This is a genomic window from Acinetobacter sp. 1294243 (assembly GCF_000588015.1).
GTDB lineage: Bacteria > Pseudomonadota > Gammaproteobacteria > Pseudomonadales > Moraxellaceae > Acinetobacter > Acinetobacter pittii.
Genome location: NZ_JFXG01000014.1, coordinates 49583 through 61274, shown reverse-complemented (window position 1 = coordinate 61274; position 11692 = coordinate 49583). Strand labels below are relative to the sequence as shown.

Below are 11692 nucleotides of genomic sequence, written 5' to 3'. Positions count from 1 at the left end.
CAAAAAAGATTAAAGCCGCATGTTTTAGATAAAAAAACACCCAAATTGAAATTTGGGTGCTTAAAAAGTTTTAAATTAGTAAACCACTCTAATGATTTTATGACTTTGTTCATTCACCAGTACATAATTTCCATTCACTTTATACCATTTTTGGTAACGACCTGGTTTAGTCAATTTTTGATGTTGACGATAGTCAATCACATAACGTGAATGTCGATACTCATGCGGTACAACCTGGCCTACTCGCCACGCATTGCGATGATCATCTTTTTTAATCACTTTAACTGTTTTTACTTCATGGTTTTGGTAATTGCCATGATGATTATGATCGTTTGGTGCTGCCATGGCTGTTGTTGCAACTAAACCACTAAGAGAAAGAACAATCGCTGTTGTTAATTTTTTCATTGTAAACCTCGAATGATGAGCTGAATTTCAATAATTAAAGATTAGTGAACAATTGCAGATAAATCGTGGAGGCCAAGAAGAATAAATGTGAAAACTCTCTATGAAATAAGAAGAAATTAAGAAAATTCATCATTTAAGAATATAAAAAATAAAAAAGGATAAAACCCAGAGGCTTTATCCTTTTTATTCAGCGATAGCGAGGGTCTATCGCCTTAAAAACCACGAATACTCACAATGCTATTAGAATCTGTGTCGACTAAAATATAGTCATTGTTGATTTTATACCATTGCTGATTACGGCCTGGTTTTGGCAAGTTACTGTCTTTATAGTCGACTTTATAGCCATTACCACGATAGTGCTGTGGCATAACATAGCCAGGCTGCCAGCGATGTTGTTTTAAGCGTTCAAAGCCACGCTCTTCGCGCATACGGCGTTCGTCACGGATACGATCATCATCATGATCACGCCCAAATCCTGGCCCACGATCATTCCACTCACCGCGTGGTCCTCCGCCTTTAGGACCTTTAGGGCCATGGCCTCGGTCAAAAGGGGGATCAGCAAAGCTCGCCATACTGGTGGTCAGTACGGTTATGCATAGGGCTAAGATGGTGAACAACTTTTTCATGATGCATCCTCGTTTACATCTGATGTCTCTCATGTTGAATACTCTACGCGCAAAATGCAGAGAAACTGTGAAGATCATTTAATGGTTCAATTAAAATTACGGATAGATCAAGGGTTTTTATCAATAATAAAAAAGGCTTGTATATCTTTTCAGGTATAGGCAAGCCAGATTTGATGATTGGCCGTAATTAAATTTAACTTTTCATCTTTAACTTTTTAATCCTGCGCATCAATACTTTGACCATTGAGTGCCAAGCTGTCTTCACCCATTAAATAGAGGTAAGCAGGCAAGATAGACTCTGGTGTAGGTAGTGTCTTCGGATCTTCTTGTGGGTAGGCTTTCGCACGCATTGCAGTACGTGTTGCGCCAGGATTAATGCAATTAAAGCGGATATTTGGATAAGTATTTTCCGCTGCAAAAATTTTACTCACTGCTTCAATTGCAATTTTGGAGACAGAATATGCGCCCCATAAAGCTCGTGCTTCACGGCCTACACCCGAGCTGGTAAATACAACAGAGGCATTTTCTGACTTTTGCAAAAGTGGTAATAGAGCTTGAGTGAGGGCAAACGGAGCACGTAAGTTAACTGCCATTACGTCATCCCATACTTCTGTAGGATAATGTGCTAGCTCTACACGTTCACCTAAAATACCCGCATTATGCAAAATACCGTCTAGACGCCCAAACTGCTTTTCGAGCGTATCGACTAAAAAATCATAATCACGGTCAGATGCACTTGAAAGCTGTAGCGGTAAAATCGCGGGTTGAGGTGCACCTAGACTCTCAATTTCATCATAAATAACTTCAAGTTTATTTAAGGTTCTACCATGCAGGACAACGGTTGCACCATGTAGGGCATAACTTAGAGCCGCAGCTCGCCCAATTCCATCACCAGCACCGGTAATTAAAATAATTCGATCTTTGAGTAGATCCGGACGAGGTTGGTATTCTGAATATTTCATTGGTAAACCTCCTTCTTTTTATATTGATAAAACGAATAGCCGTTAAAAAAGTCTATAAAACTCTGATGTTAACTTATCATACGCTGATTTTCCTGTAGAGCAGGAAGCTTTTGACGTAACATATCGTGTAATTCTGTCACTGTATTTACAATCGAATCGGCCTGCCATGATGCTAAATCATCACGGTGTTCGATAGGTAAATAGCCATAAGCTGCCAAGATGGTATACATATCGGCATTGCGACCAGCATCAATATCACGTGGATGGTCACCCACATAGATAATTTCATTTGCTGGGATATTCAACTGTTTAGCGGCCAAATACATTGGTTCTGGATCTGGCTTGGTTTTACTGACATCTTCAGGACATACCAAAACTGCACAGCGTTCGGTCAGATTTAACTTTTCTAAAAGAGATTCACTTAATCCGCGCGGTTTGTTGGTCACAATACCCCAGGGGATTTGTGCAGCTTCTAACTCTTCTAAGAGTGGATACATGCCTTCAAACAGATCTGTATCAACCACAATATTATTGCCGTACAGATCTAAAAAGTTTTGACGATGTGCCAAGAAAATTGGATTGGCCACATCCAGCTCTGGATAGACCAATTTCACCATCGCACGTGCACCTTCAGACACCTGAGTGCGAATAAGATCGGCTTCTACAACAGGGCGTCTTGCATCACGGCACATTTGCTGAATAATACGAATGAAATCCGCAGCTGTATCGATAAGCGTACCGTCTAAATCAAATAAAACAGCTTTCATCATGCACCTGTATTAATCGTATGAACCATATAGTTAACGTCAACATTTGGCGCTAACCAGTAATGCTTGGTCAGTGGGTTGTAATGTAGTCCAGTCATTTCTTTTAACGTAAGACCTGCATTACGAATATCATGTGCCATTTCAGATGGTCGAATAAATTTATGATAATCATGCGTACCTTTTGGCAACATGCGTAGGACGTACTCTGCACCAATAATGGCAAATAAATAAGATTTTGGGTTACGGTTAATGGTCGAGAAGAACACATGGCCGCCCGGTTTAACCAGAGCCTGACAAGCTTTTACAATAGATGCTGGATCTGGAACGTGTTCCATCATTTCCATACAAGTCACCACGTCATATTGACCAGCCTGTTCTTGTGCTAATTCCTCTACAGGAATTTGACGATATTCAATATTTTGAACATTTTCTTGCTGAGCATGTAAACGGCCGACAGCTAGAGGTGCTTCACCCATATCGATACCTAATACATCTGCGCCACGACGTGCCATGCTTTCGGCCAAGATACCGCCACCACAGCCGACATCAAGTACTTTTTTACCAGCGAGACCGCCTGCACGTTCATCAATCCAGTTAAGACGTAGTGGATTGATCTGGTGAAGGGGGCGAAATTCAGAATGTTGATCCCACCATTTGGCAGCAAGTGCTTCAAACTTTGCGATTTCTTGTAAATCAACATTCAATTGCGACATGGTGCTACCTCTAAACTTGAGTTATCTTTTTGGATGTAGTTCGCCGTTAGTGTAGCGATTATTGGGAAAAAAGCGATAAACCCAATAAAAAACTTCACAGAAGCAAAACGAATTTAGCATATTTGTTTTATATTTAGGGCATAAGCTAATGCATAACAACTTAGAGGAAAAGCTGTAGCAATGAAAAAATTGGTTTTGGGTGGTTTGAGTGCAGCAATTATGGCCGTATCGGGTGGTGCAATGGCAGCAGATTTTGTTGCTGGTAAAGACTACACCGTGATTGCCAATCCAGGCAAAGTGGAAGTTCCGGGGAAAATCGAAGTTCGAGAGTTCTTTTGGTATGGATGCCCACACTGTTTTAAACTTGAACCGCATATGCAAACGTGGTTAAAACAGATTCCTAAAGATGTACGTTTTGTACGTACACCTGCTGCAATGAATAAAATGTGGGAACAAGGGGCGCGTACGTATTATACATCTGAGGCATTAGGTGTACGTAAACGTACGCATTTACCACTATTCCATGCGATTCAAGTAAACGGTCAACAAATTTTTGATCAGGCTTCTGCTGCGAAATTCTTTACTCGTTATGGCGTACCTGAGCAGAAATTTAATAGTACTTACAACTCGTTTGCTGTGACTGCAAAAGTTGCCGAGTCAAATAAACTTGCTCAACAGTACCAATTAACAGGCGTACCTGCAGTTGTCGTGAATGGTAAATATGTTGTGCAGGGTGAAGATGGTAAAGTCACTCAAGTTCTTAATTATTTAATTGAGAAAGAACGTAAAGCAAAATAAGTTGTTTAGGCTTTACTTCAAAAAAATGGGCTTCATGTGAAGCCCATTTTTATATTTAATTTATCGTTAATTATCACGAAATAATTCAATTAATTTTGCTGATTTTCATCTTCAATCTGAAAATTTAAAACATCAAAATTAGCTGTTTGAGTCGGCAGTGATAATGCCTGATTAATATATAAATTAATTAATTTTTGGCGAGAACCAATCGAACGTTGGTAATAAGTAGAATTTAAAAGCAGTGATGCACCGTAAGTCAGTGACCAGATATAAGACAAATAATCACGAATCGACATATCATAATTCAATGATTTTAAATAATTTTCAGTAATATCTTTAATTGCCAAAATACGCTGTTGGCGAATTTCATAAAGCTCTTCGAAAAGATGCTTCAACTTAGACTCTGTCATCGTCAGATTTTCTTCAAGTTGATGCAATAGAATCGTTTTCCCTGGTGCAAGTAAATGATGAAGCATGTAATGAGGAGCATATTCTTTGAAATCTGTATTATATTTTTTAGAAATTTCTAAAATTTGCTTTTCATTTTGAATAATGAGCTCAAGTAGAAGCTCATTTTTACTTCTAAAATGCTTATAAAGTGTGCCTTTAGCAATATCTAGCTCGGCCACTAACTCATCTAGAGTAATTTCCTGATTGTTTTCTAATAACAACTTTTCTGCCACGCTCAGAATTTTTTCTTTACGCATCAAAAACTGTGTATGACGATCAAGATTCATAGGTATTCCCACACCAGTTTGGCCTAACTAATAGTTTACTTCCTGTAAAAAAGAAAAAGACTTTTCTCGAAATTTTTAGCCTTTTTCTTTCTCTCTTTACGTATTACCACATAACCTGTTTTTTGTCATTTGCCGCTTCTATCGTTCCCAGTTTGCAATGCCTCTAAAGAGTAAGCGAACTTGTGTAGAAGCATTTTCAATAAAGGCTATTTGTTGCAGCTTGAGCTGTTCACCTTGATATTGTTTCGATAGGTTGAGCCACGTCATTGCCCATGTAAATGACATATTAGTCAAAATGGTAGATAAAACATTTAAGTCTTGAGGATTTTGAATATGTTTAAAATTTTCGAGTTTAGTAAGATCAGTTGTTAGATCTTCAATCAGGAATTCAATTTCTCTGGCAATTGCTGCACGAACCGTTTCTGAGCCTCCCCAACGTTCAGCAATCATAAATTGCCATTGCTTAGGGCTATGATTCACCGCCTGCACAAATAGCTCAATACTGGTTTGGGTTTTAGCAGATTTATGTTGTAAATAACTTTGACCTAATTGATGTAAAACGCTTTTTAAATGTAGGGCAACTTGGTCAACCAGTTCTTTGCCGAGTTCATCCATGTCCTGAAAATGACGGTAGAACGCTGTCGGTACTAAACCTACTTCACGTGCAACTTCACGCAAACTGATACTACTGAACGAACGCCCAGACGTGCTTAGATGCAAGGCTGCATCGAGAAGTGCCTGACGACTTTGCTGTTTTCGTTCATCCCGTATCGACATTAAAAGAACCTATTTAAACCGTGAGCCAAAGTCTAACAAAAAAGAGCAAACTTTCATAAAAAAAATAGTGAACAAGTGTTGACTGAGTGAACAGTTATAAATATAGTGTACATATGTTCACTATACGAACATGTGTTCACTCAAATAAATAGCCAGATACAAAAGAGGAACGTATGAACGCAACACTTAGTTATCAGCCACATTGGGTTCGAGAAGATTTCGTTGATTTTGTCTTGCAGAAAATTAACGTGACTTGGGCGTGGAAAAGGGTACTTGCAGAAGTTACTGCAGTTCAGCCACTGCATACCGATATGGTGCTCATTAGACTTAAACCGAATCGTAATTTTAATTTCGATCAGGTCCGCGCAGGTCAAAGTATTTTGCTGACTTTGCTTATCGATGGCGTTTACCAACAACGTAGTTACTCGATTATTGAAGTGACAACGCAAGGTGAAATTGCTTTAGGCATTAAAGTACAAGGTTTGGTGTCTCGTGCAGCTCAACTATTACATGTGGGCGAGTGTGTTGAGATTTCACAGCCACAAGGTGATTTTATTTTGCACCAAGGTCAGCATCCTGCAATTTTGATTGCGTCAGGAAGCGGTATAACTGCAATTTATTCACTCTTGCAGCAAGCTTTGAAACAGCAGCTTGAACAAATTCATGTCATTTATTTTAATCGTGCGGAAATTTTTCATGCTGAATTAAAAGCTTTGGCAGAGCAGTACCCACAGCTTCAATATCATTTTTTTAATACCACCGAGCAAAAGCAGCATTTAACTGAAAGCTTACTGCAAAAGCTGGTTCCAGATTTTGAGCAGACAGCAACTTATGTTTGTGGTCATCATGGCATGATGCAGAAAGCCAATGAAATTTATGCACAAAAAGGTGCTCAGTCGCAGCTTCATCAAGAGTATTTTCAGCCACTTCAAGTGACTGGTACACATGCAGCACAGCCTGTTATTTTCCGCCGTGCTCAACACGAGTTTTTAGCTGAAACAAATTTACTGAGCAGTGCAGAGCAAGCTGGTTTACGCCCACAACATGGTTGCCGTATGGGTGTCTGCAATAAATGCAGCTGTACCAAGGTAAGCGGAGTTACTCAAAACCTATTAACTGGTGAAATTGAAGATCAACCGAACCGCCCAATTAAACTATGCGTGAGCCAGGCATTAAGCCCAGTCACAATTGATCTATAAAAAGAATTAAAGAGGATTAACCCTATGAATATGGCATTAGAACTTTCTACTGTTTCTAAATCTGCTCATTTAACACCTGAACAGACTGAAGAGTTTGGTCGCCGTGTTGAGCAGATTCGCCAAGACGTGATGCAAAGCCTTGGTGAACAAGACGCGAAATATATCTACAAAGTGCGTAATTTTGTTCGCTACACCGAAATCGCTTCACGTGGTATGTTGATGTTTGGTGGTTGGATTCCGCCAGTCTGGCTACTAGGCACAGGCTTATTAGGTATTTCTAAAATTGTAGAAAATATGGAACTTGGTCATAACGTCATGCACGGTCAGTTTGACTGGTTAAATGAACCAAGCCTGAACGGTAATACTTACGATTGGGATACCATTGCCTCTGGTGATGACTGGCGTGAAACACATAACTATGTGCACCACACCTATACCAATATTGTCGGTAAAGACCATGATGTCGGTTATGGTCTTTTGCGAGTAAGTGATCAACAGAAGTGGGAACCTCGCCACCTGTTTAATATTCCACTTGGTCTACAGTTAATGTTTTTCTTTGAGTGGTATGTAGGCGTGCAAAACTTACATCTTGAAGATGCATTAGTTTATAAAACCAAGAGCTGGAAACAGGTGTGGAAAGATTCGGCTAAAGTCCGTAAAAAAGCCACACGCCAAGTCTTAAAAGACTATGTGTTTTTCCCTGTGATCTCTGGTCCTATGTTTTTACCGGTTTTTGCAGGAAATGTAGTTGCGAATATTATTCGTAACTTGTGGTCATCTGCGGTGATTTTTAATGGTCACTTTACTGAAGATGCAGAAACGTTTGAGCCTGATAATACAGACACTGAAACTAAGGCAGAGTGGTACTTACGCCAGATTCGTGGTTCAAGTAATTTTAGTGGTACAGAATGGCTGCATTTTATGAGTGGTAACTTAAGCCATCAGATTGAGCATCATTTATTTCCAGATATGCCAGCTAATCGTTATAAAGAAGTAGCCCCGAAAATTAAGGCACTTTGCGCTGAATATGGTATTAACTATAACGAAGCGAACTTTATGCGTCAGTTCTGGAGTGTATGGGTACGTTTAGCGAAATGTTCACTGCCAAACCATACCACTGGAAAAGTGATGCAGACATTGGAAAAGTTAAAGGCAAAATTTAAATTTGCATAATCTCAGTTAATCCCAAATAGCTCCTTTTTAGGGGCTATTTTTATTTTTGAGTTATGAAACTTGCAGACTTACATTTGAAAGTAGGGAATAAACTCAACCTGTCAAAATCCTTTGCTATACTATGCCCAAGTTTGTATTTAAGAGAAATTAGGAAGGATTATGCGTATTGACCAACGTGCATTAGACCAATTACGTGAAGTGAAAATTACACGAAACTACACCCGTTATGCTGAAGGTTCTGTGCTGGTCGAATTTGGTCACACCAAAGTCCTCTGTACTGCAAGCATTGATAACTCAGTGCCACGCTTTTTAAAAGGCCAAGGCCAAGGCTGGGTAACGGCAGAATATGGCATGTTACCGCGTTCAACACATTCACGTTGTGATCGTGAAGCGGCTCGTGGTAAACAAACTGGTCGTACTCAAGAAATCCAACGTTTGATTGGCCGTAGCTTACGTGCAATGGTTGATTTGAAAAAGCTTGGTGAAAACACGATTACCATCGACTGTGACGTGATTCAGGCTGATGGTGGTACGCGTACTGCTTCAATCACTGGTGCTGCTGTAGCATTAGTTGATGCGATGAATGTTTTATTGTCTCAAAAGAAAATTAAGCATGATCCGCTTAAAGGGTTGGTTGCTGCGATTTCTGTCGGTATGTATCAAGACGAAGTGTTGCTTGACCTTTGCTATGAAGAAGACTCGAACTGTCAAACTGACTTAAATGTAGTAATGACACAAGCTGGCGAGTTTATTGAAATTCAAGGTACTGCCGAAGACAAACCGTTTACCCGCGCTCAAAGCAATGCCATGTTAGAAATGGCTGAAAAAGGGATTGCCGAGCTCATTAAAAAGCAACAAGAAGCTTTAGGCTGGTAATTTTACGCTTTCTGAAAAACGCATCTTCGGATGCGTTTTTTTATGCCTTCATCAAATCGACATAAAAACATCACTTGCCTGTCACTTTAAGGCTTTATTAGTAGTTCGCATTTAAACCGTTTGGAAAAAACCAATGCGAAAACTTTCACTTTTATTAATTACTTCTTTAGCACTCATGCTCAGTGCTTGTAACGATGATAATGACTCAGATAATTCATCGCCAACAACACCGCCCACCAGTAATTGCAAAATGCACTGTGCACCATAATAAGAACTCAGGATAGAACTAATGAATCGTCGCGAATTTCTTTTAAATTCTACAAAAACCATGTTTGGGACAGCTGCTTTAGCGAGTTTCCCGCTGAGTATTCAAAAAGCCTTAGCTATTGATGCCAAAGTTGAAAGTGGAACTATTCAAGATGTTAAACACATCGTGATTTTGACTCAGGAAAACCGTTCTTTCGATAATTATTTCGGAACATTAAAAGGTGTACGTGGTTTTGGTGATCGGTTTACGATTCCAATGACGGAAAGCCGAAAGGTTTGGGAACAATATGATGCGAATAAAAAGAAGGTATTGCCTTACCATTTAGATAGTCGTTTAGGAAATGCTCAGCGTGTTTCAGGTACACCTCACTCATGGTCTGATGGTCAAGCAGCTTGGGACAATGGCCGTATGAGTGATTGGGTCGCTTATAAAAAACCACAGTCGATGGGCTACTATAAAAAACAAGAAGTCGAATATCAGTTTGCTTTAGCGAATGCTTTTACCATTTGTGATGCTTACCACTGTGCTATGCATGCTGGGACCAACCCAAACCGTAAGTTTATTTGGACTGGAACGAATGGTCCTACAGGTGCAGGTGTTGCGAGTGTTGTAAATGAATTTGATGGGATTGGGGCATCAACAGAAGGTTATGAGTGGACGACGTATCCTGAGCGCTTACAGCAAGCTGGCGTGACATGGAAAGTTTATCAAAATATGCCAGATAACTTTACCGATAACCCTTTAGCTGGTTTCAAACAGTATCGCCGTGCAAATGAGCAATCTGGTCAACCTGTTAGTAACGACACACTAACGTGTCCAGCATACGATGAAAAGATTGATGCGACTCAACCACTTTACAAAGGTATTGCCAATACCATGCCGGACGGTGGTTTTTTAGGAACTTTTAAAGCTGATATCGCACAAGGTAAATTACCGCAGGTGAGTTGGTTGGTCGCTCCTGCAACTTACAGTGAACATCCGGGGCCATCTAGTCCTGTACAAGGTGCCTGGTATATTCAAGAAGTATTAAATGCATTAACTGAAAACCCTGAGCTGTGGAGCCAAACTGTTTTATTGGTGAACTTCGATGAAAATGACGGTTTCTTTGACCATATTCCCTCACCAAGTGCACCTTCTAAAGATGTAAACGGTGTTGTATATGGAAAAACGACTTTAAACGATCAGCAAGTATCTTATGAGTACTTTAACCATCCAGCAGTAGCGACTTCAAAATCTCAACCTAAGCCAGATGGTCGAGTGTATGGACCAGGTGTACGCGTTCCAATGTATGTGATTTCGCCGTGGAGCCGTGGAGGATGGGTAAATTCTCAAGTCTTTGACCATACCTCTATTTTACAGTTCTTGGAAAAACGCTTTGGTGTGCAAGAACCTAACATTAGCCCTTACCGCCGTGCTGTATGTGGTGATTTAACGACGGCATTTAATTTTAAAACACCGAATGTTCTGCCTGTTGCTGAACTCGATGGGAAGAAAACCAAAGCCGAAGCCGATGCGATTCGTGTTGCTCAAGCTTTATTGCCACAAGTTCCTGTTCCGAGCCAGCAGCAATTTCCTCAGCAGGAAATGGGAATTAGGCCATCACGTGCTTTGCCATATATTTTGCACACCAGTGCCAAAGTCGATACCACTCAAAAAACGATTAAGCTGATGTTCTCTAATACAGGTAAACAGGCAGCCGTTTTCCATGTCTATAACCGATTTGATCTTACGGCAATTCCACGTCGTTATATGGTTGAGGCAGGTAAACAGCTCGATGATGTATGGAATGCTACAAATGGGCAGTACGATTTGTGGGTACTCGGACCAAATGGTTTCCACCGTGCGTTTAAAGGTAATTTGAGTCAAGCTAACCAGACTCAAGCATTACCGGAAATTAGAGTATGTGTGGAAGAGTGTGATGCGAATTTGTATTTAAAAGTGCGTCATGATGGTAATAAGTCAGTCAAGCTCAACGTCAAAGCAAATGCTTATCTTCCAAACAAGACATGGACGATTGAAACCAATAGTTCTGAAAAAGAACTGGTTTGGGATATGTCTGAATTTGGTGGTTGGTATGACTTCACTGTGACTTTAGCTGATGATGCTACGTTTAGTCGTCGTTTTGCAGGACGTATTGAAACTCAAGAAGATTCAATTTCTGATCCTTATATGGGTTATCTAGAGTCTTAGGTTGGTAAGTTATTTCCCTTAATGTAGGTATCGAAATTTATTCCTCATTAACTGGTGCTAAAAGTCATCTGCAACCTGTCTATAATCTATAAGGATCTTATTTTTGCAACAAAATAGGATAGAGGATGAAAGTGGGCAGGTTTTGCAGATGACAATGCCTTTGCTTACTTTGGGCAAAACCAAAGTAACAGAATGGGCTGT

The 11692-nt window shown here is 40.0% G+C and carries 13 protein-coding genes; 6 read left to right on the top strand and 7 right to left on the bottom strand.

What is annotated here, in order from left to right:
• Positions 1 to 75: 75 nt before the first annotated feature.
• The 5 genes from J655_RS19405 to ubiG all read right to left on the bottom strand — a co-directional run bounded on the left by J655_RS19405 (position 76) and on the right by ubiG (position 3473).
• Complete coding sequence (locus J655_RS19405; RefSeq protein WP_002120775.1) at positions 76 to 405, bottom strand: RcnB family protein; 330 nt, start codon at positions 403 to 405, stop codon at positions 76 to 78.
• A gap of 212 nt (positions 406 to 617) precedes the next feature.
• Complete coding sequence (locus tag J655_RS19400) at positions 618 to 1031, bottom strand: RcnB family protein (protein WP_005071792.1); 414 nt, start codon at positions 1029 to 1031, stop codon at positions 618 to 620.
• A gap of 215 nt (positions 1032 to 1246) precedes the next feature.
• On the bottom strand, positions 1247 to 1993 hold the full coding sequence (locus J655_RS19395) for a YciK family oxidoreductase (RefSeq protein WP_002120710.1): 747 nt from the start codon (positions 1991 to 1993) through the stop codon (positions 1247 to 1249).
• Positions 1994 to 2061: 68 nt separating this feature from the next.
• On the bottom strand, positions 2062 to 2763 hold the full coding sequence (locus J655_RS19390; protein ID WP_081403807.1) for an HAD family hydrolase: 702 nt from the start codon (positions 2761 to 2763) through the stop codon (positions 2062 to 2064).
• A complete protein-coding gene (gene ubiG, locus J655_RS19385) occupies positions 2760 to 3473 on the bottom strand; it encodes a bifunctional 2-polyprenyl-6-hydroxyphenol methylase/3-demethylubiquinol 3-O-methyltransferase UbiG (protein ID WP_005804826.1) in 714 nt (237 codons plus the stop codon). Before ubiG ends, J655_RS19390 begins: the two co-directional genes overlap by 4 nt.
• 180 nt (positions 3474 to 3653) lie before the next feature.
• On the opposite strand from ubiG, the gene J655_RS19380 reads away from it, so the two are divergent.
• The gene (locus J655_RS19380; protein WP_005804825.1) at positions 3654 to 4271 is read left to right on the top strand and encodes a thiol:disulfide interchange protein DsbA/DsbL; all 618 of its coding nucleotides are present in this window, start codon (positions 3654 to 3656) and stop codon (positions 4269 to 4271) included.
• 89 nt (positions 4272 to 4360) lie between these two features.
• On the opposite strand, the gene J655_RS19375 is transcribed toward J655_RS19380, so the two are convergent.
• Together J655_RS19375 and J655_RS19370 are read right to left on the bottom strand one after the other, a co-directional pair.
• On the bottom strand, positions 4361 to 5008 hold the full coding sequence (locus J655_RS19375) for a TetR/AcrR family transcriptional regulator (RefSeq protein ID WP_002120773.1): 648 nt from the start codon (positions 5006 to 5008) through the stop codon (positions 4361 to 4363).
• Between the two features lie 138 nt (positions 5009 to 5146).
• Positions 5147 to 5785 (bottom strand): TetR family transcriptional regulator, encoded by a 639-nt coding sequence (locus J655_RS19370; RefSeq protein WP_000027531.1) that lies wholly within the window; start codon positions 5783 to 5785, stop codon positions 5147 to 5149.
• A gap of 173 nt (positions 5786 to 5958) precedes the next feature.
• Between J655_RS19370 and J655_RS19365 the strand changes: the two genes are divergently transcribed.
• The 5 genes from J655_RS19365 (at position 5959) to J655_RS19350 (ending at position 11491) form a co-directional block, all read left to right on the top strand.
• Positions 5959 to 6984 (top strand): ferredoxin reductase, encoded by a 1026-nt coding sequence (locus J655_RS19365; RefSeq protein WP_032052798.1) that lies wholly within the window; start codon positions 5959 to 5961, stop codon positions 6982 to 6984.
• Between the two features lie 30 nt (positions 6985 to 7014).
• A complete protein-coding gene (locus J655_RS19360; RefSeq protein WP_081035525.1) occupies positions 7015 to 8157 on the top strand; it encodes a fatty acid desaturase family protein in 1143 nt (380 codons plus the stop codon).
• A 159-nt stretch (positions 8158 to 8316) separates the two neighbouring features.
• Positions 8317 to 9033, top strand: coding sequence for a ribonuclease PH (gene rph, locus J655_RS19355; protein ID WP_002120794.1), 717 nt, complete (start codon positions 8317 to 8319; stop codon positions 9031 to 9033).
• Positions 9034 to 9166: 133 nt separating this feature from the next.
• On the top strand, positions 9167 to 9301 hold the full coding sequence (locus tag J655_RS25670; protein ID WP_255787789.1) for a hypothetical protein: 135 nt from the start codon (positions 9167 to 9169) through the stop codon (positions 9299 to 9301).
• A 21-nt stretch (positions 9302 to 9322) separates the two neighbouring features.
• On the top strand, positions 9323 to 11491 hold the full coding sequence (locus J655_RS19350; RefSeq protein WP_031968841.1) for a phosphocholine-specific phospholipase C: 2169 nt from the start codon (positions 9323 to 9325) through the stop codon (positions 11489 to 11491).
• Positions 11492 to 11692: the final 201 nt, after the last annotated feature.